Origin of the sequence: Paenibacillus sp. UMB7766-LJ446 (genome assembly GCF_030226665.1) — a bacterium.
GTDB classification, from domain to species: domain Bacteria; phylum Bacillota; class Bacilli; order Paenibacillales; family Paenibacillaceae; genus Paenibacillus; species Paenibacillus vandeheii.
The window spans coordinates 216827-238352 of sequence record NZ_JASOYM010000005.1; the positions used below are offsets into that span (position 1 = coordinate 216827).

The 21526-nt window shown below is 48.9% G+C and carries 20 protein-coding genes; 15 read left to right on the top strand and 5 right to left on the bottom strand.

The window, feature by feature from the left end; all coding sequences use genetic code 11:
* Positions 1-14: 14 nt before the first annotated feature.
* The 5 genes from QP794_RS14880 (at position 15) to QP794_RS14900 (ending at position 5765) form a co-directional block, all read left to right on the top strand.
* Positions 15-1826 (top strand): ABC transporter substrate-binding protein, encoded by a 1812-nt coding sequence (locus tag QP794_RS14880; RefSeq protein ID WP_285077813.1) that lies wholly within the window; start codon positions 15-17, stop codon positions 1824-1826.
* 88 nt (positions 1827-1914) lie between these two features.
* On the top strand, positions 1915-2925 hold the full coding sequence (locus QP794_RS14885) for an ABC transporter permease (RefSeq protein ID WP_079349874.1): 1011 nt from the start codon (positions 1915-1917) through the stop codon (positions 2923-2925).
* 1 nt (position 2926) lies between these two features.
* Entirely contained in the window at positions 2927-3763 is an 837-nt protein-coding gene (locus QP794_RS14890) for an ABC transporter permease (RefSeq protein ID WP_285077815.1), read from the top strand.
* Positions 3764-3767: 4 nt separating this feature from the next.
* Positions 3768-4904, top strand: coding sequence for an ABC transporter ATP-binding protein (locus QP794_RS14895; RefSeq protein ID WP_285077816.1), 1137 nt, complete (start codon positions 3768-3770; stop codon positions 4902-4904).
* Between the two features lie 60 nt (positions 4905-4964).
* Complete coding sequence (locus tag QP794_RS14900; protein WP_285077817.1) at positions 4965-5765, top strand: ABC transporter ATP-binding protein; 801 nt, start codon at positions 4965-4967, stop codon at positions 5763-5765.
* A gap of 271 nt (positions 5766-6036) precedes the next feature.
* Here QP794_RS14900 and QP794_RS14905 read toward each other — a convergent pair whose 3' ends face one another.
* Both QP794_RS14905 and QP794_RS14910 read right to left on the bottom strand, forming a co-directional pair.
* On the bottom strand, positions 6037-6309 hold the full coding sequence (locus tag QP794_RS14905; protein ID WP_024628827.1) for an HU family DNA-binding protein: 273 nt from the start codon (positions 6307-6309) through the stop codon (positions 6037-6039).
* Positions 6310-6382: 73 nt separating this feature from the next.
* Positions 6383-6583 carry a cold-shock protein gene (locus tag QP794_RS14910; RefSeq protein WP_024628826.1) on the bottom strand — a complete coding sequence of 67 codons (201 nt, stop codon included), beginning with the start codon at positions 6581-6583 and terminating at the stop codon, positions 6383-6385.
* Between the two features lie 172 nt (positions 6584-6755).
* Here QP794_RS14910 and QP794_RS14915 point away from each other — a divergent pair, with 172 nt between their 5' ends.
* The 9 genes from QP794_RS14915 to mglC all read left to right on the top strand — a co-directional run bounded on the left by QP794_RS14915 (position 6756) and on the right by mglC (position 16979).
* On the top strand, positions 6756-7517 hold the full coding sequence (locus QP794_RS14915; protein WP_285077819.1) for a tyrosine-type recombinase/integrase: 762 nt from the start codon (positions 6756-6758) through the stop codon (positions 7515-7517).
* Between the two features lie 25 nt (positions 7518-7542).
* A complete protein-coding gene (locus QP794_RS14920) occupies positions 7543-7683 on the top strand; it encodes a hypothetical protein (RefSeq protein ID WP_285077820.1) in 141 nt (46 codons plus the stop codon).
* The gene (locus tag QP794_RS14925) at positions 7661-7933 is read left to right on the top strand and encodes a hypothetical protein (protein WP_285077822.1); all 273 of its coding nucleotides are present in this window, start codon (positions 7661-7663) and stop codon (positions 7931-7933) included. Before QP794_RS14920 ends, QP794_RS14925 begins: the two co-directional genes overlap by 23 nt.
* 454 nt (positions 7934-8387) lie before the next feature.
* Positions 8388-10154 (top strand): response regulator, encoded by a 1767-nt coding sequence (locus QP794_RS14930; RefSeq protein ID WP_285077823.1) that lies wholly within the window; start codon positions 8388-8390, stop codon positions 10152-10154.
* A 50-nt stretch (positions 10155-10204) separates the two neighbouring features.
* A complete protein-coding gene (locus tag QP794_RS14935; protein ID WP_350338871.1) occupies positions 10205-11875 on the top strand; it encodes a cache domain-containing sensor histidine kinase in 1671 nt (556 codons plus the stop codon).
* A gap of 80 nt (positions 11876-11955) precedes the next feature.
* Complete coding sequence (locus QP794_RS14940) at positions 11956-13176, top strand: sugar ABC transporter substrate-binding protein (protein ID WP_285077825.1); 1221 nt, start codon at positions 11956-11958, stop codon at positions 13174-13176.
* Between the two features lie 127 nt (positions 13177-13303).
* Positions 13304-14365 (top strand): galactose ABC transporter substrate-binding protein, encoded by a 1062-nt coding sequence (locus tag QP794_RS14945; RefSeq protein WP_285077826.1) that lies wholly within the window; start codon positions 13304-13306, stop codon positions 14363-14365.
* 74 nt (positions 14366-14439) lie between these two features.
* Positions 14440-15945 (top strand): sugar ABC transporter ATP-binding protein, encoded by a 1506-nt coding sequence (locus QP794_RS14950; protein WP_285077828.1) that lies wholly within the window; start codon positions 14440-14442, stop codon positions 15943-15945.
* A gap of 14 nt (positions 15946-15959) precedes the next feature.
* Entirely contained in the window at positions 15960-16979 is a 1020-nt protein-coding gene (gene mglC, locus QP794_RS14955; protein ID WP_024628818.1) for a galactose/methyl galactoside ABC transporter permease MglC, read from the top strand.
* Between the two features lie 61 nt (positions 16980-17040).
* On the opposite strand, the gene QP794_RS14960 is transcribed toward mglC, so the two are convergent.
* The gene (locus tag QP794_RS14960) at positions 17041-17376 is read right to left on the bottom strand and encodes a hypothetical protein (protein WP_285077829.1); all 336 of its coding nucleotides are present in this window, start codon (positions 17374-17376) and stop codon (positions 17041-17043) included.
* Between the two features lie 259 nt (positions 17377-17635).
* On the opposite strand from QP794_RS14960, the gene QP794_RS14965 reads away from it, so the two are divergent.
* Positions 17636-19207, top strand: a complete 1572-nt coding sequence (locus QP794_RS14965) for an ATP-binding protein (protein WP_285077830.1) — start codon at positions 17636-17638, stop codon at positions 19205-19207.
* Between the two features lie 263 nt (positions 19208-19470).
* Here the strand turns inward: QP794_RS14965 and QP794_RS14970 are convergent, their stop codons facing one another.
* Both QP794_RS14970 and QP794_RS14975 read right to left on the bottom strand, forming a co-directional pair.
* On the bottom strand, positions 19471-20418 hold the full coding sequence (locus QP794_RS14970) for an iron-hydroxamate ABC transporter substrate-binding protein (RefSeq protein ID WP_285077831.1): 948 nt from the start codon (positions 20416-20418) through the stop codon (positions 19471-19473).
* An 89-nt stretch (positions 20419-20507) separates the two neighbouring features.
* Positions 20508-21524: a FecCD family ABC transporter permease gene (locus tag QP794_RS14975; protein ID WP_285077833.1), complete on the bottom strand. Its 1017-nt coding sequence runs from the start codon at positions 21522-21524 to the stop codon at positions 20508-20510.
* Positions 21525-21526 lie beyond the last annotated feature (2 nt).

Here is a 21526-nt window from a genome sequence, read left to right on the forward strand (position 1 = left end):
CGGAGGGGTTCAGGATGCGATTCAAGAGTGCTGCAAAACCGCTCGTTGCTCTGTTCATGTCTGTCACGCTGTTAGCCGCATGCCAAAGTGTTCAGCCGCCATCAGTAAGTGAACCACAAGGGACGGTGGATACACCGACCACGACAACCCAGAACGAACCTGCACCACAAACCAACAAGGAGACCCCGCGTAACGAGACCTTGTATATCAACGGGCTGCAATGGGGGCCACCTACCAACTTTAATCTGCTGAGCGGAAATCCCGCATTTCCTGTGAATTACGGCAACTCCAGGGAATTGGTATATGAGACGCTGTTTATGGTGAATCAACTGGACGGCGGCCTTGAACCTCTCCTAGGCAAGTCGTATGAATGGACGGATGAAACCACACTGCGCATTGAATTGAACGCGGATGCGAAGTGGAGCGACGGGACGGCTTTTACGGCAGATGATGTTGTATATACCTATGAGCTGGGCCAAAAATACGATATCAACTGGAGCAGCTTCTGGACTTACATCAGTGAGGTAAAAGCAGATGGAGCACAGGCCGTGGAAATCAAGCTGAACCCCGATAACCCGAACAAGCTGACCGTATTGGACAGCATTGAACTGATTCCGATGCTGCCGAAGCACATCTGGGCAGAGATCGAGAAGAAGAACAATAATGATCTGACCGCGATTCGCAAAGAGATCAATGACAATCCGGTGGGTACCGGAGCATATAAGCTTCATTTTTATAACGACCAGAAAATTACGATTGTCCGTGACGACAACTACTGGGGTCAGAAATTGTTCGGCAAGCTGCCTGCACCGAAGTACATCACCCATGTGATCTACAAGGATAATGCCGCAGGCGATCTGGCATTCAAGAGCGGGCAAGTGGACGTCTCGCAGCAGTTTATCCCTCAGGTGTGGAAGATGTGGGAAGGCGGGGCTGCCGTCAAAACATATCTGAAGGATGCACCGTATTATCTGCCCGGTTCCATGCCAAGCATTTTCTTCAATCTGTCCAAAGCTGGACTGGATAATGCTGACGTTCGCCGCGCGATAGCCATGAGCATCAACTATGACAAAATCTCGGAGCTCGCCATGAGTGGATATTCTGCACCGATGCAGCCTTCCCTGACCTTGAACTCGGACGCCGAGTCCAAATACATTGACCAGGATGCCATCAAATCGTTGCAATGGACGATGGATATTGAAGGAGCCAATGCCCTGCTCGACAAGATTGGAGCGAAGAAAGGCAAGGATGGCATCCGCGTCCTTAACGGCACACGCCTTGGACCTTTCGAAGTTGAATGCCCTTACGGTTGGTCTGACTGGAATGCTGCCCTGGAGATCGTAGCACAGAGCGCCAAGGCTATCGGTATCGAGATCCGCACCAAATTCCCGGAATCCCCGGTGTGGACCAATGATCTGCAAACCGGCAAATTCGATATCATCATGAACACACCTGCCGGCGGGGTCAGCCCAAGCCAGCCGTGGAACCGTGCCATGACGATCATGTACTCCAAAGGGGTTGCCCCAATGGGCGAGATGGCGTTCTGGAACTGGGGACGTTACCAGAATGACCGCGCAAACGCCATTATTGAAGAGATTCCATCCGTGTCTGATGAGGCGAAGTTGAAGTCATTGTACACCGAACTGAATACGATCTGGTTGAAAGACATTCCTTCCATTCCGTTGATGTACAGACCATGGGTGTTTGACACCGTGAATGAATCGGTCTGGAAGGGCTTCCCGACCGAAGGAGACGGCACCAACATTCCACCGCAAATCTCGATGGATGGAGCAGGCATCAAGGCGTTATATCAGATTCACAATTAAGGAATTTAAGCATTAAATCAGTACACAATGTGACACACCACTTCAGACATAAGGCCCTTATCCGCTAAACTCGGGGGTGCTAAATTCTATGAATGCCTATTCCAGATATGTCGCCAAAAAAGTATTCTGGTACGGCCTGACCCTGGTCATCGCCATCGGACTGAATTTTATTTTGCCAAGACTGATTGAGGGCAATCCGGTGAGCATGATCGCTTCCAAAATGACGTCAGGGATGACCGACTCGGATTCCATCAAGCGGGTGTATGAGACGTTTACGGTTGAATTCGGCATTGATCAGCCGCTATGGACCCAATTCGGCATCTATTTGAAAAATCTGTTTACAGGCAACCTCGGTACGTCCTTTGGACTGTATCCGAAGCCTGTGACGGACATTCTGGCCTCCGCCGTCCCTTGGACGGTGGGGCTTCAGCTTCCGGCCATCCTGGTCGGCTGGTTGATTGGCAATTTGCTCGGCGCTATTGCGGCGTACCGTAAGGGTGTTTTTGATAAAGTGCTGTTTCCGGTAGCGTTGTTTATCAATTCCATTCCTTTTTTTACTCTGGCTATTATTATGCTGTATGTCTTTGCGTTATCACTGAAATGGTTCCCGCTGTCGGGGGGATATGACTTCCAGATGGTACCGCAGCTGAGCTTCGACTTCATCATGTCCGTTGTTCGCCACCATACCTTGCCGTTTCTCTCCATTGTGCTTGTGACCATTGGCGGTCAGGCTATTGGCATGCGGGAGATGTCCATCTATGAGCTGAATTCCGACTATGTGCTGTACAGTAAATTGCTGGGCATACGCGACGGCCGAATTGCGCGTTATGTATTCCGCAACGCCATGCTGCCGCAAATTACGGGACTTGCGCTCTCCATCGGCACGATGGTTGGCGGATCACTCATCTGTGAGATTGTATTCAGTTATCCGGGTATCGGCACATGGCTGTTCACGGCCATACGGCAGCTGGATTACCCTCTAATTTCGGGGTGCACGCTGCTGATTGCCATTGCTGTATTGCTTGCCAATTTCACCATTGATGTCATCTACGGCTTCATTGACCCGCGCATCAAGGCCGCTCAAATGGAGGAACAGTGATATGAAGCATTCGATCTCGATTTTGCTGAAGTCACCCAAATTCATGATCGGTGCGGTGACTTTTATCGGCATGCTGCTTTTGGTTACGATCTATCCGCTCATCAATCGCAGTGATCCCCTGGAGATGATTGCGATGGCGTTCCAGCCGCCGGGTGATGGCCTGCTGCTTGGCTCGGACAATTTTGGACGGGATATTTTCCTTGAATTGATGTATGGCATCCAGACGTCTATACGCGTGGGACTGATTGCAGGTATTTTTGCGACCGTTATCGGTCTGGTTATGGGCCTGGTGTCGGGATATATCGGAGGAATGCTGGATAACTTTCTGACGGCAATTACCAACATATTCATCGTTATACCTTCGTTCATCATCCTGATCTTGATCTCGGTCAGTATTGATTCACGCAGTTCTCTGGTGACGGCCATTATTATCGGGATAACCAGCTGGCCCTGGACAGCCCGGGCTGTGCGAGCCCAGACGACATCTCTTCGCAGCCGGGATCATGTGCATATTGCGAAAATTTCGGGACACAGTACGCCGCGGATCATTATTCATGAGATTTTGCCGTATATCGCGTCTTATGTAGTGATGGCTTTTGTACTCCAGACGGCCTCGGGCATCCTGTCCGAAGCTTCCATCTCCATGCTGGGGCTGGGACCGTATAATACGATCTCACTCGGCATTTTGATGAACTGGGCATTGGTGTTCGAAGCACCAGTAGCAGGGGCATGGTGGGCATTCATTCCTGCGGCGCTGGCGATTGCCGTCATTACCTTCTCGCTTTATCTGATGAATACGGGCATGGACGAAATTTTCAATCCGAAAATAAGGAGCTAAGACCATGAACCAACCTATACTTCAGGTCAGCGGTCTCAAAACCTACTACCGTACCCGGCTCAAGGAAAATGTCTTTGCCGTTGACGGGGTGGAGTTCGGACTGAAAGAGGGGCAGACTCTTGGGATTGCAGGTGAATCGGGCTGTGGCAAATCGACGCTGGCGCTCAGTCTGATGGGCTTTTATTTCCCGCCCCTGCATTATGGCAGTGGTTCGATCCGGATCAATGGTACCGATATTATGCAGTTGAACAAAGAGCAGCTTCGTGCTCGAATTCTAGGCAAGGAAATTGCCTATATTCCACAGGCCGCCATGAATGCACTGAATCCAACGCTGCGGATTATCAGGTTTATTGAAGACATCATGAAGGAGCATCGTCCGGAGATGAAACGTCCGGATGTGCGGAAGATGGCTACGGAGCGTTTCCAATCATTGAATCTGTCGCCGGATGTGCTCGATATGTATCCAAATGAATTGTCCGGCGGTATGAAGCAGCGTACGGTCATCGCGATCTCCACGATTCTGAATCCGAATGTGCTGATTGCGGATGAACCTACTTCGGCACTGGACGTCACTTCTCAGAAGGCGGTCATCCGTTTGTTGAAGGATTTGCTGAACCGCAAGGTCATCAAGTCACTGGTGTTCATCACGCATGAGTTGCCATTGCTGTACCATGTCACGGATGAAATTATGGTGATGTATGCCGGGGAGATCGTGGAGCGAGGAACGGCAGAGCAAATGATTTTCCATCCACTGCATCCATACACTCGCAAGTTAATGGGCTCCATTATTGTACCTGAAGAGGGAATGAAGGAGCATAAGCTGGCTGCGATTCCCGGTGCACCACCGAATCTGAAAAATGTGCCGGAAGGCTGCCGCTTCGCAGAGCGCTGTACACTGGTGACCGACGAGTGCCGTCAGGGAAAAATTGAGAACATTCATGTTGATGGGCGCATATATCGCTGTCTCCTGACACCGGAGATGCTGGAGCAGATCAGGGTACAGGAGCAGGACGACCACTTAGAGCAGGAACGTGTGAACGAAGAGTCCCGGGAGAGGGAACAGAACCAAGAGGAGAACGCTTCAAACGGAGAAGAAGTCCAGGATGTTCAAGTTGACACAGACGATAGTGCAGACCAATGAAATAATTACTTCTGGGCGTAGTGGGCTCGGATCAAGGCTCCCTGAAAGGAGTGAGGTAGTATGACGATGGGCAAGGTGCTGATCAGCGGCCGCCATCTGTCCAAGGTGTACGGTACAGGCAATCGCAAAAAGGCAGCGGTGGACGATGTGAGCTTTGATTTTCATGAAGGGGAGATTATCTCCATTGTGGGAGAGAGCGGCAGTGGTAAGACCACGCTTGCGAAAATGATTATGGGATTGCTCAAGGAATCGGATGGAGCGATCGAATACGATGGCAAGCCCAGACAGTTGAAGCGGTACCGTGAGCGTAAAGCCTATTGGAAGGATATTCAGGCCATTTTCCAAGACCCGTTCTCCTCGTTCAACGTATTTCACCGGGTGGAAAAGCTGCTGGTGGACTGTATCAAACTTCAGGGGCTGAAGCTGAACAAAGACGAGGAATATGCCAAAATGAAGGAAGCCTGTTCCTTCGTTAACCTGAAGTTCGAGGAATTATACAACAAATATCCGTTTGAGCTGTCCGGTGGACAGATGCAACGGCTTATGATTGCCCGCATTTTCATGCTGCATCCCAAGGTGCTGATTGCGGATGAACCGACTTCCATGGTGGATGCCTGCTCGCGTTCAACCATTCTGGATATGCTGCTCAAGCTGCGTGACGAGAACCGCATGACTATTGTATTTATTACGCACGACGTGGGGCTGGCTTATTATGTGAGCGACACGATCTGTATTATGGAGCAAGGACGAATGGTGGAGGCAGGGAGAGCAGAGGAGATCATTCATCATGCAGAGCATCCCTATACCAAGCAATTAATCAATGACGTACCCAAAATTCATTCTCCCTGGGTGCTCGATTGACACAAATCAAGCCCTGGACCGTGTTGAGCGGAACAGGGCTTCTTATTGTCCAAGATGAAAGGTTCGTTTTAGCGAGTGGGTGGTTGTGGCGTCTGTGCAGACTCTTCTAATGGGGGTGTTGAATGGGTGTGATCTTCCGCGTTATTCTGGTCTGTCTGCTTGCCGGAATAAAAGTTAATGATATCATCAACCGTAGAAAACACGACATTTACATCAAAATGTTCATTGTGTGTTTGAATAAAAACCTCTTTTCCAATCCTGTTGTTGCTGTTTAGTTTAAAGCTTCTTTCATCGTTAATCCGGCTGTAAATACAGGAACCTTACCTGCTGGAAGTTGAATTTCCTTGCCCGTTCTGCGACTCTTGCCCGTACGTGCTTCACGATTACGTACTTCGAATTTGCCGAATCCGACCAGTTGAACCTCTTTGCCTTCTTTTAATGCTTCCAAAATCGAATCCAGTACAACCGTTACGGCCTTTTCAGCGTTCTTTTTGGAGAATCCGCCGTTCTTGGCTACTTCTGTGATCAATTGTTCTTTGTCCATTTGTCATACCTCACTTTTCGTATTTGGTTGAAATAAAACAAAAAGCTGCCTTGTACAGGCAGCCTTAATATAATTAAACTTTAGTAACGTTCTCAGCTTGTGGTCCACGGTTACCTTGAGTTACTTCAAATTGGACGCGTTGTCCTTCATCCAAAGATTTGTAGCCGTCGCCTTGAATTGCACTGAAATGAACGAATACGTCTGTTCCTTCTTCAGTTTCGATAAAGCCAAATCCTTTATCCGCGTTAAACCATTTCACTGTACCTGTTTGCATGTGATTCCTCCAAAAAAATAAGTTTTTAAACGACCATTTTGAAAAGGCTAATTTAGAAAATCAACGCTAATCAGGTATATTCAAACCCACAGACTTGATGTCCGCTAATGTATCGATTAATATGATAATACCATGTCCGCTAATATAAGTCAAGATTTGGAGGTTTTTTCTATTGGATAAGGGATCTGGTACTTCTGTACAAGGAGAAATGGTTGTTCAGGAATTCATACATATACTTACGATTCAGGGAGAATTGACTCCCAAAACCTTGAAGGAATATGCGAGTGATTTGAAGCATTTTACCGAATGGTATAAAGGAAATAATTCTCGGGGGGAAGGGATCTCATTCCAAATCGAGGACGTGCACACATCGACTTTAGTCCGTTACCGGGAAGATTCACAAAAGATAATGCAATTGAAACCATCTACCATTAATCGCAGATTGATTACATTGAAGCGTTTTTTCAAGTGGGCAGCCTCGGAATCCAGGATCATCAGTGATCCTGCCAAACCACTGAAATTCATTCCGGAAGACAAGGTTAGCCCGCGCCGAATGACTACCGAGGAAGAACAAGCGTTCATATCTGCGGTCGAGAACGGCAACTCGCTTCGGGATCAGACCATCCTTACTCTCATGTTTCATACGGGTTTGCGAACGATGGAGGTATGCAATCTTGCTCCCACAGATATTGAATTAGGAAAACGAAGCGGGCAACTCACCGTGAGGGCCGATAAACGAAACGGTCAACGGAAAATCCCGCTGAACATGACGTGTATTGCGATGTTGAATGCGTATATGGCTGGACTTGATCTGGATAGTCCTTACCTGTTTCCTTCCGAGAAAACCAGTGATCGCTTAACGGAGAGGGCGCTGCGCCATTTGATCAAAAAGGTGATGACCACAGCCGGACTGGAAGGGGCTAAGTTCCCATGATCTTCGTCATCGGTTCGGATACGCTATGGCCGAGCATACACCACTGCATCGCTTGGCCGAAATGATGGGGCATACCAATCCCGATACCACCATGATTTATGTGAAGGGGTTAAATGCCAATCTATCTTCGTCAGTAGAAGAGGATGGAGAAACGGATTCGGATTAAAGCATATGCAGCAATTGAGCATGAGTGTACACAGCAGTGGGTAGAACTGGACCTGAGCAGTTCCCTCTTGAAGAAAATTAAAGGCCCTAGCCCGCTTAAGAGTGGGTTAGGGCTTATTTATTTCCTGCGAACGACTTATATACCACTCGTCTTTGCCATTTTCATTAATTCGGGTATCCATCATTATTATGGCATAGGTTCCATCATGCTTTTCCCAAAAGAGTATCGCCTTTGTCTGATTTGGATGTAAAAGCAAGGCTGGCATGATGTCCCCTTTTTCCAACATAGTTCTTCGTTCGTTACTATAATAGGCAGCGATGAAGGAAGATTGCTCTTTATGGGAGAGTGTGGTTAATGAATCCTCCAAGCTGTAAAACAGTTCCCATCCAGTGATATTCTCTTTCTCATCATGTTCATCCAGCGTGTCACGAATCGCTTCTATACCCCCGCTCCACGATTTTATTAACTTCTCTTGAAGTTCTTGAGGTTGGTTCTCCCAGCGTGAGGACTCAGTGGATAAACTCCTTTCAATAATTTACCATATATATCGTTTGTGAGCGCCATTTTAATAATCTTATCACCTTAAAAGTAAGCGGTTACACAATTGAATTTATATTGTATATTATGATGGCAACCTTGGATCATATCGACATATACATTATTGCTTGGGCTTAAGGCCCCTTAAATAAAGGAGGAATCCGAACGTGTACCGGGTATTGCTGGTGGATGATGAAGAGGATGTACGCGAAGGGTTGGTTGTAGAGGTAAATTGGGAAGCGCTCGATTTGCGCATTGTTGGTCTGGCGGAGAATGGCCGGGAAGCCCTGGAGATGGCAGAGCGGGTGGACCCGGATATTGTGGTGACAGACATCAGCATGCCTTTTATGGATGGACTTGAACTTGCCAAAAGGTTACGGGAGCGTAATCCGCTTGTGAAAGTGGTGATTTTGACCGGATATGATGAATTTGACTACGCCCGGCAAGCGGTCTCGCTGAGTGTGGATGAATATTTACTGAAGCCTTTCTCGGCGGGACATCTGACAGAACTGCTTACCAGATTGCGTGCGCAGATGGAGTCCGAAGTAGCAGAACGGGAAAATGTACAACAGCTACGCGATCACTATTATACAAGCTTACCCTTGTTGCAGGCCGATCTGATGGCAACTTTGCTGCATCGGCAGAAATCGCCAGAATATATTCATGACAAAGCGAAGCAATGCGGACTGGATCTGCACGGTGAACGGTATGGTATCTCTGTATTGACCCTCCATATGGATGGAGAAGGGAAGAAAACGCCGCGGCGTATGCAAGCGGAAACTTCAGAGGCACGGAATGCTGAGATAGTGCAGCAAGGAGTGGATCGCGAGCCGTCTGGTGCTGAACGTCAGAATACACTTGAACATAGACAAGGTACAGGACAGTCCTTGCTTCAATCGGAGGATGCGGAGTTGAAGCAATTCGCTGCGCTGAACATTGCAGCAGAAGTGTGGATGGAACACGGGGCCGGACATGCTTTTATGCATCAGGAGACGATTGTACTGCTTTACGTGGATCGCTGGGGTAGAGCAGAGGGGGAGAAACGCCAGCAGCAGGCACTCGAAAATGTCATGCGCAGCATAAACCATTATTTGCGTATTCCCGCTACGATAGGATCAGGACAGATTGTCAATTCACTGGCGGGTGTAAAGCATGCTTATGAGGATGCACTGTTGGCGCGGGATTACCGACTTGTGCCGGGGACCGATCCGCTTATCTATATTGCCGATGTCGAGCGGCAGACGGCGGGCAAGCTTCGTTTTGACGAGCTGAAGCAGCAGACGCTGACACGCTGTCTGAAGGCGGGAACGCAGACGGAACTGGAAGACGCGCTGGAGATCATTTTCCGGGAAATTACGGTAGAGCATGGGCGAAGTGACATTCAGCTCTATTTAATTGAAGTTCTAACGACTGTCTGGAAGGCAGCTCAGGCATCAGGTGAGGCGATGGAGGACATCTTTGGGGCGGGGTTCCAATTGTACGCCGATTTGTTCCGTTTACCAGGGTTGTCCGAGGCACAGAACAAAGTGCGGGAGGTTTGTCTGCTTGTACAACATCGCATCGCCAGCGGACGGCAGCATGTATATAAGGATATTGTGGAGCAGGCGTTATCGTATACCAGAGAACACTATGCCGACCCGGATCTGTCCATTCAGAAAGTATGCGGACATCTTCATATTAGCTCGGGTTATTTTTGTGGGATTTTCAAAAAAGAAGTGCAGCTCACCTTTCTGCAATATCTGATGCAGATTCGAATGGAAGCGGCCAAGGAACTGCTTCGCTCCACGGAGCTGAAGTCGTTTGAGATTGCAGGTCAGGTAGGCTTCGCCGAACCGAATTATTTCAGTTTTTGTTTTAAAAAGCATATTGGCATCTCGCCTAAAGAATATCGCAAGCAGGCAGCACTAACAGCTAATGAAGGCTCAATCCGATGAGACCGTTTGCCGGATGGATGAGATCCCTTTGGCTTAGGCTGCGGTCCAGGTTGAGGTCATCGAGAGTCAGCAGTATCCGCTTTATTATTACGTGGTCCTTCTCCGTCTTTATCGTATTGGTGCTCACCATCATGGCGCTGCTGCTGCATGACAAATTCACACAGGCTGCGGAGCGAAGTGCGGAGCTGACGACGAGACAGATCGTGGACCAGGTCAGTTACAATCTGGAGGATTATGTTCGCAGCATGTCGCATCTGTATCGAGCTATCGAAGAGCATATGCTGCGGGATGGAACGTGGGAAGGGGATCAGGTAGACAAACAGCTCGACACGCTGCTTAGCAGCCGCGAAGATATCATCTCCATTACTTTGCTGGATTCGACAGGGCATTTGCTCAAGAACAGACCTTCAGCCGAATTAAAACCGAGTGCCCATGTGACACAGCAAGGGTGGTTTCAATCCGCGCTTAGAGTGCCGGATCACCTTAGTTTCTCGCTGCCTCATATCCAGAACATGTACACAGGCCCATACAAATGGGTCGTTTCCATGAGCAAAGGTATTACCATACGGCAAAATGGTCAGGATCAGCAGGTCATTTTGCTGGTGGATATCAACTTCAAACAGATGGATGAACTGAGCCGCCGGGTCAGTCTGGGGCAACGGGGATACGTCTATATCATCGACGAGAGTGCAGGTAATATCGTATACCACCCACAGCAGCAATTGATGTACATGGGGCTCAAAAGTGAAAATATTGAACAGGCTTTGGTTGCAACAGGTAGTTATGAAGATGAGGCGGACGGGCAGAAAAGGTTGAATACCGTCAAGTCTGTCGCCAATATTGGGTGGAAGATCGTTGGTGTGGCCTATCTGGATGAGATCATGACGACCCGCCAGGAGGTTAATGGATATCTGATTCGGGTGCTGTTGGTTGTGTTGGTCTTGGTCATCCTGGTTTCGCTGTTCCTCTCTTCCAGTCTGACACGTCCAATTCGGCGCATGGAACGAAAGATGAAGGCCGTGGAACGGGGGGACTTCAACGTGGAGCTACCTATCGAAGGGCCGCTGGAAGTGGAACGCTTATCCCGTCGCTTTAACTTGATGGTCAATAAAATCCGTACCTTGATGAGTGAAATTATCCATGAACAGGAACAGAAACGGCGTCTTGAACTGGAAGCTTTGCAGGCTCAGATTAATCCGCATTTCCTGTACAACACGTTAAATTCGGTCGTGCGTATGGTGGGCATGAGCCGGAATGAGGAAGTTATTACGATGATCACTTCGTTGTCCCGATTGTTTCGCATCAGTCTCAGTCAAGGCAAAACGATTATTACAGTCAGGGAAGAACTGGAGCATGCCCATCATTACCTGACGATTCAGCAAATGCGATTCAAGCGCAAATTCAATTTCAGCATGAATGCGGATGAGGACACACTGGACTGCCTGACACTTAAGCTGGTGCTTCAACCACTCATTGAAAATGCGATCGTGCATGGCATTGAATATCATATGGACGAGGGATGCATTGAGATTCGTGTATACCGGGAAGGAGACAAGCTGGTGTTCCGCATTACGGATAATGGGGTCGGCATGACGGAAGAACAGATGTCAAAACTCCTGGTAGGCAGTCCTATCGTGAAAAGTGGTGCAGGATCAGGTGTAGCTGTACGCAATGTACATGATCGAATTCAGCTCTATTATGGCGAGGCCTTATGGTCTTGAATTCGATAGTGAGCTGGAAGAAGGTACAACGGTCTGGATTCGGATTCCGCTCCAATGGGAACGGGAGGAGGACGATGCTCATGATGAACAATAAAGGGAACAGCACCTGCGCCAAGCGAATCAACAAGGCGAATATGATCAATAAAACTGACTGGATCGGGCATCAGGTTATGAAAATGAAACTCTGCATCCGCGTGGAAAATTTTCGCGTGAGAGTCGCTATACTTCGTTATATGGCCATGACAGCAGCTATCTGCTGCCTGTTGTTATGTATGGCGTGTGGGTTGTCGAACGCTGATCCGACGGGGTCGCCGCCGCTTATTGCACTAATTACGCCAGCGGGAACCGGGGAACTTGCAGAAGCGATTCGTCTTGGGGCTGAAGCGGCTGCCAAAGAAGCGGGGGCAGAGCTGATTACGGTGGAGGCTTTTCCCTCGGAGGGGTTAACTTACGCGCCCTCTAACCCTGACTTCACAGCAGGACAGGGAAAGGTCAAGCAAGAGCATTTGCAAAATGGAACTTATCCACTGAGCGAGCGTGAACAAGCTCAGGTCGATGCAGTCATGCTGGCACTGGAACAGGGAGCATCCGCCCTGTTGATCGATCCCTTGAGTGAGAAGGCACTAAGCGGCATCATCCAGAAGGCACAGACAAAGGATGTCAACGGAGTGGCCCTCCCCGTAATTTTGCTGAATGACGAGTTTCCTGTAAAAGGCATAACAAGTGTCATCTCGATGGATAACGTTGAGGCTGGACGGCAGGCGGGCGAGGCCATGGCTGTACTGCTGGGAGGACGAGGGCGGGTTGCCTTGCTCGGTCCTGATCCTGTAAATCCGGGTCTGATTAATCGAGAGCAAGGAGTAGAGGAATCACTAGCCGAGTATCCGGACATTCATGTGGAGACACAATCCGTGTGCAGCACCCGGGATGGTTGCTGGCAGGCGACGAAGCAATTGCTTGATCAGCAGCAGGTGGACGGAATAATTGCCCTTCAGGAACCTGCTTCTCTGGGTGCAGCGGATGAATTGAACCGGCGAATTTCAGAGAAAAATGGGAACAAGGTGAAGATTGTGGGATTTGGCAGTGAACAGCAGCAGTTAGAACAGTTACAGGAAGGCAGAATTCAACACTTGATTGTACAAAATGGATTCAGTGCAGGATATCTTGGCGTGAATCAGGCCGTTGCACGGCTGAACAATCAACAAGTGCAAGCCAGAGTAACGCTGGAAACGAAGCTGGTCAGTACGGACAATATGTTCTGGATGGATAACCAGAAGCTGCTGTTTCCTTTTGTACAATGAAGACAGGAAGATAATTGAGGAAGATTTCGATAAAACAGAGGAAGATATTGTATTCGAATTTATTGTAAACCCTTTCATAATAAAGACATCGGTAAAGCCGAATGAACTTGGGGGAGGTCATTAGGATATGAAGAAAAGGTGGATGACATTGTTGCTTACAGCATGTATGGTTGCGGCGGCGGGGTGCAGCAGTGGTGGAGACAGCGCAGGCGGAAGTACGGGAACAGACGCAGGAGGTCAGGCAGCAGGAGGAACAGAAACGCCGAAGATCGGTGTAGCGATCTATAAGTTCGATGATACGTTCATGACAGGGGTAAGGAATGCGATGACCGCAGCAGCGGAAGGCAAAGCCACACTCGATATCGTGGATAGCCAGAACGCACAGCCAACCCAGAATGAAAAAGTCGATCTGTTTGTATCCAAGAAGTACAATGCAATGGCCGTGAATCCGGTGGACCGGACCGCAGCGGGCGTCATTATTGATAAAGCCAAAGCGGCAAGCATTCCGGTGGTCTTCCTGAACCGCGAGCCGGTTGCCGAAGACATGAACAAGTGGGATAAAGTGTATTACGTTGGAGCCAAGGCGGAAGAGTCCGGCACGATCTCGGGTCAGCTCATTGTGGATTACTGGAAGGCTCACCCTGAGGCAGATAAAAACGGGGACGGCAAGCTGCAATACGTCATGCTGAAAGGCGAACCGGGCCATCAGGATGCTGAGCTGCGGACCAAATATTCCGTTCAGGCCATCCAGGATGCAGGTATCGAAGTAGAGGCGCTGGCGGAAGATACGGCGATGTGGGATCGGGTCAAAGGCCAGGAAAAAATGCAGGCGTTCCTCGCCTCCCATGGAGACAAGATCGAAGCGGTACTGGCTAACAACGATGACATGGCACTTGGCGCCATTGAGGCGTTGAAAGCAGCCGGATACTTCAAGGACGGCAAAACGATGCCAGTTGTCGGTGTAGATGCGACCGCTCCAGCCATTCAGGCTCTTCAGGACGGAACGATGCTGGGTACGGTGTTGAATGATGCCAAGAACCAGGGCGCAGCAACGGTTGCACTCGCTTCCGTACTCGCGAAGGGTGAGACGCCAACGAAGGAAAATACGGGTTATGACATTACGGATGGCAAATACGTCTGGATTGCATACAAAAAAATTACGAAAGACAACATTGCCGACGCCCAATAACAGCAGCAAATAGGGACGTCCGTCATGAGATGGCGTCCTTTTTTTGCCGGGTTTACGGAAGGAGAGGATGAAAGATGGAATCACCTTACCTGCTGGAGATGGACGGAATATCCAAAGCATTTCCGGGTGTGCAGGCACTGAGTCAGGTCACATTGAAGGTAAAGCCGGGCACGGTACATGCGCTGATGGGAGAGAACGGAGCGGGCAAATCCACGCTAATGAAATGTCTGTTCGGTATGTATCGCCCGGATGAAGGAACGATTCGAATGGACGGCAATGAGGTGGAGATTCCGAGTTCGAAAGCGGCGCTTCAGCATGGCATATCGATGATTCATCAGGAGCTGAATCCGGTACCTTATCGACCGGTAATGGAGAACATTTGGCTCGGACGGTTTCCCAAGTGGGGACTGCTGGTGGATGAGAAACAAATGTATGCTGATACATTGAGCCTGTTCCAGGATCTCAATCTGGACATTGATCCCAAGGCTCTGGCCGGAACTCTATCCGTTTCCAAAATACAGTCGATGGAAATCGCCAAAGCGGTCTCTTTTCAATCCAAAGTCATCGTGATGGATGAGCCAACGTCCTCGCTCACGGGCAAGGAAGTGGACCAGCTCTTCGCCATTATTAATCAGCTGCGCAGTCGCGGCGTGTCCATTATCTACATTTCGCACAAGATGGAGGAAATTCTGACGATCTCGGATGAGGTCACGATTATGCGGGATGGCTTTGTGGTGGGTACTTGGGATGCTGCCGATTTAACGACGGATCTGATCATTACCCGCATGGTTGGACGTGATCTGGATGAACGGTTCCCGGAACGGACGAATGTACCTGGAGAAGTGATTTTGAAGGCAGAAGGCTTAACCTCCAGCCAGCCGAATTCATTCCGGGACGTGTCGTTTGAACTGAGAAAAGGCGAAGTGCTTGGAATCGGCGGCCTTGTTGGGGCACAGCGAACGGAATTGATTGAGTCGCTGTTTGGCTTACGTGGACTTGCTTCAGGAACGATATCAATTCATGGACGCAAGGTGAAGATCAAGTCGCCCGCCGCAGCGAAGAGGCATAACATAGCGCTGCTGACCGAGGAGCGAAGAGTCACGGGGATTTTTCCGGTGTTGTCTGTATATGAAAATACCATTATTGCGAGTCTTGGACGTTACCGGAATCGGATTGGTCTGTTAGATGAGAAGAAAGGCCGAGATGAGGCACGTGAGCAGACTCAGAAGTTCAGAACCAAAACGCCGTCGGTTAACACGCTAATTCGCAACCTTTCTGGCGGTAATCAGCAGAAGGTGCTTCTGGCTAGATGGTTGTTGACTGACCCGGAAATTCTATTGCTCGATGAACCTACACGCGGGATTGATGTGGGCGCGAAATTTGAAATCTACACCATTATTACGGAACTGGCCCGCCAGGGCAAAAGCATTGTTATGATCAGTTCGGAGATGCCCGAACTACTGGGCATGTCGGATCGAATTATGGTCATGAGCGAAGGACGGCTCACAGGAATCGTGGATGGAGCCGAGGCAACAGAGCAGGATATCATGAGGCTGGCCGCACAGCAGCGGATGGCTTAGTCAGGAGGGAATACATGAACACACAGGTTATCAATCAGGTGAAGCAGTATGTGGCGCAGCGCGCGATTTTTATTGTGCTGATCTTGCTCGTCATTGGTATTGCCATTGCCGATCCACACTTTCTTGCTTTCTCAACACTTCGGGATATATTACAACAGTCCTCCACACGGGCCATCATTGCGCTGGGTGCTGCGTTTATCCTGGTAACAGGTGGGGTTGATTTGTCGGCAGGACGGGTCGTAGGTCTAACCGCTGTTGTATCGGCATCCATGCTGCAAATCGACGAATATGCCAATCGGTTCTTTCCCGATCTGCCACACTTATGGGTGGGATTTCCGATCATCATCGGGATCATCGCTGGTCTGGCGGTTGGACTCGTTAATGGCATCATAGTAGCGAAACTACATGTTCCACCTTTTATTGCCACACTGGGTACGATGGTTGCGGTCTATGGTTTGAACTCGATTTATTTTGATACGGAGCCCAACCAGTCACAACCAATTGGTGGACTGAGACAGGATTTTACCGTTATCGGATCTGGTTACATTGATCTTGGTGGTGGTTATTCCATTCCGTATATCGTATTGATTGCCATAGCTGTTGCGCTGATCTGCTGGGTGGTCTTTAACAAGACTCGCCTCGGGAAGAACATGTATGCCATTGGTGGCAACATTCAGGCTGCACATGTGTCCGGCATTCATGTGGCACGCAACCTGATTGCGTTGTATGCCATTGCAGGTGCATTGTATGGACTGGGCGGTGTGCTGGAAGCCGCGCGTACGGGCGGGGCAACGAACAATTACGGCAACATGTATGAGCTGGATGCCATTGCCGCTTGTGTTGTGGGGGGCGTCTCCACTGCGGGTGGTATTGGTACGGTGCCTGGAGTTATGGCAGGGGTGCTGATCTTTGGGGTTATCAACTATGGTCTGACCTTTATTGGCGTAAGCCCTTACTGGCAGCTCATTATTAAAGGGTTGATTATTGTGGCCGCGGTGGCATTTGATATCCGTAAGTATATGGCAAAAAAATAGAAGTGTAGTAGTGGACATAAAGCCAGCACTCTGTCATGACCAGAGTGCTGGCTTCTTTATTTTATGAATTTACGAATCTATCTACAACATCAACCACAGGACCAACGATACAGAGGAGCAGCATAAACGCAGCTACGTTAAAAGTTACACTTGTACCATAATGCGAACGATACTTGCCTGCCATAATCACAGCAGGTATCCAGAAGATTGCTGCAGCTACAAAGGGGAAGTGAAGCCCCTGATCTCCGTTACTATAAATAGGTAAGTTCAGTTGTTCAAACAGGTAATAACCAAAACTGAAATTCTGTTCTCCCCAACCATAATTAAAAGCAAAGCCCAGAACAAGTACAAGCAAGGAAACTGTCCCGATGCCAATCGGTTTTCTTTGTTGTATCATTCAATCCCTCCATAACTAGTATGATATACCTAAATAAACCTATTAATGTATTGTAACATAGTGTTGGGCAATGTGATGTAAAATAGTTTCGTATTCTCCGTTTTCCTATAAACCGTTTGTCCTAATTTAATTATAAATTTATACATTCATGTGAATTTGACGAGTCTCCAAATATCGACAACATCAGCTAATCATAATCGATATAATACATGTAAATAGAATCCGGATGCGAGAATTATGTCAAAGGGGGCGTGGCTGTTTGCTGAGTTACACGATGAAAATGGTTATTTTCCCGCTAGGATGTCTGCTTGTAATGCTGTCCTCTTATTTTCTAGGGCTTACTTCCCATCTCGCGTTAATGATATGTGCTGGTGTGTTATTTGTAGCAAGTATATATGGGGAGAAACGTTATCCTGCACTGCGTAACGTCCACTGGGTCTTTCTTGGGATATTCCACTATTTCAGTGCATTGAACTGGTGCAATATGCTGTACTATCTGCTGATCATGTCGATGATTCAGGATAAACAACGCGTTGCCCAGACTTTGCCCATTTCGATGCTGCTTGTGCTCGAATATACAGTGATTCGGCTCACCTATGTACCGATAGCTACATATAATTTGCTGGTATCCCTGTTTGACATGTTAACTGCGATAGTCATTATATTTTTGTATCATACCTTAATTAACAGCGAGGCAGAGAAGCGCAGACTTCGAGAGAAAAATGATTTTCTGACCCTCCATGACCCACTCACCGGGCTGCTGAATTACGAAGGATACATGGATGCCCTTAATAAAACGGTGGAGGAGCACCGCTCCTTTTTGCTGATAATTCTGAATATTCAGAATCTCAACGGGTTTGACAAAGATGTCGAAGACAACTGGTGCAGCGTAATCAGAAATACGGGCGAGAGCATTACAAAACAATTTTCGGATTCGTACGGTATATCCCGCTATGCAGGAGATCGCTATGCAGTCATTTTGCCTGAGACACAAGACATTGAAGAACGCGTGACGTCACTCCTGTCAGGGGATTTGCGGGGGCTGCAGGTAAACTACAGTATTTCCCTCTATCCGGGAATGTCCGAGACGCTGCAGCACTTTATTACGGTGGCGGAGGACAGTTTATTCCAGCATCAGCGCAATAAATGGTTGAAAAACGAAGAGGAGGTCTTCCGTTCCGAAAGACTCCGGGCTGTTGGTGAACTGGCCGCTGGCATGGCTCACGAAATTCGCAACCCGCTGACGGCCATTCGCGGATTCCTGCAGCTGTCACGGGGGCAGGCCTTCAATATCGCTCCTTGGTATGAAGTCATTATGGGGGAGATCACACGGGTTACGGAACTGACGGCTGAGTTTTTGCAGTTTTCCAAACCACATACCAATCACATGAAACCTGAACGAGTGGGGCATTGTCTCGAACGAGTCATGTCGTTAACTGAGTCGGATGCAGCATCACGGGGCCATCGAATCACACTTGAAATGACCGGTGAGCCAGTCGTGGTCAACATGGATCGGGACAAGATCGTACAGGTCCTGATCAACCTGATCCGTAATGCTTTTGAAGCGATGACAGACCCGGGTGAGGTACATATTGATCTGTTGCATGATGGAGATAAGGCGCTTATCTCGATTAGCGATACGGGCAGCGGCATTCCGGAGAACTCTTTGGCCACGATCTTTAATCCATTCTATACAACTAAGGAAGAAGGTACAGGACTTGGACTGGCACTCTGTCAGAAAATCGCTCAGGATCATCATGGAAAAATTACCGTTCACAGTGAATTGGGGATTGGCTCTACGTTCACCCTTCATTTACCAATGGGAGCGTAATTCCAATCATAAAAAAACGCCGCATTCGGGTTCCAGAAGAACCGTTTGCGGCGTTTTTGGGTGTGTACTCTAATCAATCCATGAAGATGAACCCAATCAGCTAAGTTGACCCTGATGCAACTGATAATAAAAACCTTGCTGCTGCATCAAATACAAAAAACCTCTGCTTTGAGCGGGTGGAGAGAGCATGTTAGCTAACTCTGTTCCGATCTACAAAGAGAGGTTTTTTGATGTTTTATTATGGGTGGTGAGTAAGGATTATTTTATTTCTTGGAGAACATTTCTTTGGCTTCATCCATAGCCATTTTGTTGCCGATTGAAGAATAATCCAGCCAAGGCTGAGCACCGATCGGGTAGACATGGCCTGCTTTGACAGCCTTAAGCCCCTGCCAGATTGGATTGTTTTGCAGTTCTTTGAACATGTTCTGAGCTTCATCATCCGAGTTCACGACAACAAAGATCGCATCTGCATCAAAGTCGGGCAGCACTTCACGGGAAACGACCTGATAGGGTTTGGACGAATCGAATTCCTCAATGCCTTTAGCTGGGGTCAAGCCCAAATCCTCATACAAAATCGGTCCCATCGGACGGCGTTTACTGAACACACGCAATTCTTTGGCAGTAACACGGATAGCCATTACGGTGCCATCCCCAATGGTGTCATGGATTAGAGATTTCACTTCATCCGTTTCAGTCGCATAATCCTGAATGTATTGCTCGGCTTCCTTCTCACGGTTCACGAGTTTGCCAATGTCTTTCAAGTGGTCGCGCCACGTGCCATCATCTAGATTGAAGACGTGTACAGGAGCAATTTTCTCGAATTTGGCGATATCATCACCGGAAAATTCTTCGTCCAGGTAGATGACATCCGGTTTCAGGGCAAGCAAAGCTTCCATATCCGGGTCCTTAACGGGACCGAGCGGCGTTGTATTTTGAAGACGGTCAGCAACGTGGGACAGGAAGGCTTTGGCTTCCCCGCCGATTACCGAACCAACCGGAGTAATCCCGAGAGACAGCAGGTCATTGGTCAGATGGATCGACATGGATGCGATGCGTTGGTCTCCGGAAGCGGAATTGGTGTCCTGTGTAGCGTTCGAAGTGTCCGTAGTGGAACCTTCCGAAGCAGAGGATGAATTATTGGCGTTCCCGCAGGCTGCGAGTACAAGCACCAGACAGATGCTCATGAAGAGCATAAGGTTTTTCTTTAACATGGGTAATCTCAATCTCCTTGAACATCTCATGGATGTCGTTTTTATGTTGGGTATAGCGGTGGAATCATTGGAATGTTGCGGTAAAGCTATTACTTGGTTCGTACCAGCAGGTATAAAAAGTAAGGTGCACCTATCGCCGCGACCACGACGCCTGCTGGAATGGAATTGGGCTGAAAGATCGTTCGCCCGACCGTATCGGCAGCGACCAGAATAACCATACCGATGAGTCCGGCGGCTGGGATCAGATGGCGATGCATCGGGCCAACCAGTCTGCGGGCCAGATGAGGTGCCGCCAGACCAATGAATCCGATTCCACCGGCCATGGACACACTGACGGCAGATAATGCTACCGTGCACAATAGCAAAATAACACGTTGGGATCGGACGGGTGTACCAATACTGGTCGCGGCAGCATCTCCCAGATTAAAGGCATCCAGCGTTTTGGAGCGACTCCATATGTACGAGATGCAGAGTACAATCCATGGAAGCAGAGCCTGGACATGAACCCAGTCTCTGCCCCAGACGCTGCCTGCCAGCCAGCGAGCGGCGAAGGAATAGGTATCTTCATCCAAACGGAGGGACAAATACAGCGTCAAGGCATGAAATCCGGCCGCTACAGCAATGCCCACCAGAATAAGCTTAATGGGGGATACTCCGTTATGGCGATCATAGGATAGCAGCATGATAATTAGCGCCGCGGCGACACTGCCTGCAAAAGCAAACAACGGAATCAGCAAGGCCACCGAACCATTCATGGACTGGGAGAAACTTACAAATACCATCAATCCAAAAGCCGCTCCTGCATGCAAGCCGAGGATGCCCGGATCGGCTAATGGATTGCGTGTAATGCCTTGCAGTGCTGCACCAGCCACACCGAGACCCGCTCCGGCGAGTACAGTGACCAGAATACGTGGCAGTCGATAGTCGAACAATACAATCTGATCATCCGGCGTCCCATAGCCAAGCAGGGTGTGAAGCACGGCTATTGGTGACAGGCGAATTGTTCCCGAGTTGAGACTGATAACAATAACGGCACAGGCGATGCAGAGCAGCGTAACGCTGACCGCGATGGAACGTTTGCCTCGTGAGTGTGTATTGGAGTTCATCG

Coding starts and splice junctions, on each gene's coding strand:
- QP794_RS14905 (WP_024628827.1), bottom strand. CDS start 6,309: ATGGACAAAGAACAATTGATCACAGAAGTAGCCAAGAACGGCGGATTC.
- QP794_RS14890 (WP_285077815.1), top strand. CDS start 2,927: ATGAAGCATTCGATCTCGATTTTGCTGAAGTCACCCAAATTCATGATC.
- QP794_RS14940 (WP_285077825.1), top strand. CDS start 11,956: ATGATGAACAATAAAGGGAACAGCACCTGCGCCAAGCGAATCAACAAG.
- QP794_RS14925 (WP_285077822.1), top strand. CDS start 7,661: ATGGAGAAACGGATTCGGATTAAAGCATATGCAGCAATTGAGCATGAG.
- QP794_RS14950 (WP_285077828.1), top strand. CDS start 14,440: ATGGAATCACCTTACCTGCTGGAGATGGACGGAATATCCAAAGCATTT.
- QP794_RS14895 (WP_285077816.1), top strand. CDS start 3,768: ATGAACCAACCTATACTTCAGGTCAGCGGTCTCAAAACCTACTACCGT.
- QP794_RS14945 (WP_285077826.1), top strand. CDS start 13,304: ATGAAGAAAAGGTGGATGACATTGTTGCTTACAGCATGTATGGTTGCG.
- QP794_RS14975 (WP_285077833.1), bottom strand. CDS start 21,524: ATGAACTCCAATACACACTCACGAGGCAAACGTTCCATCGCGGTCAGC.
- QP794_RS14910 (WP_024628826.1), bottom strand. CDS start 6,583: ATGCAAACAGGTACAGTGAAATGGTTTAACGCGGATAAAGGATTTGGC.
- QP794_RS14920 (WP_285077820.1), top strand. CDS start 7,543: ATGGCCGAGCATACACCACTGCATCGCTTGGCCGAAATGATGGGGCAT.
- QP794_RS14970 (WP_285077831.1), bottom strand. CDS start 20,418: ATGTTAAAGAAAAACCTTATGCTCTTCATGAGCATCTGTCTGGTGCTT.
- QP794_RS14900 (WP_285077817.1), top strand. CDS start 4,965: ATGACGATGGGCAAGGTGCTGATCAGCGGCCGCCATCTGTCCAAGGTG.
- mglC (WP_024628818.1), top strand. CDS start 15,960: ATGAACACACAGGTTATCAATCAGGTGAAGCAGTATGTGGCGCAGCGC.
- QP794_RS14885 (WP_079349874.1), top strand. CDS start 1,915: ATGAATGCCTATTCCAGATATGTCGCCAAAAAAGTATTCTGGTACGGC.
- QP794_RS14880 (WP_285077813.1), top strand. CDS start 15: ATGCGATTCAAGAGTGCTGCAAAACCGCTCGTTGCTCTGTTCATGTCT.
- QP794_RS14960 (WP_285077829.1), bottom strand. CDS start 17,376: ATGATACAACAAAGAAAACCGATTGGCATCGGGACAGTTTCCTTGCTT.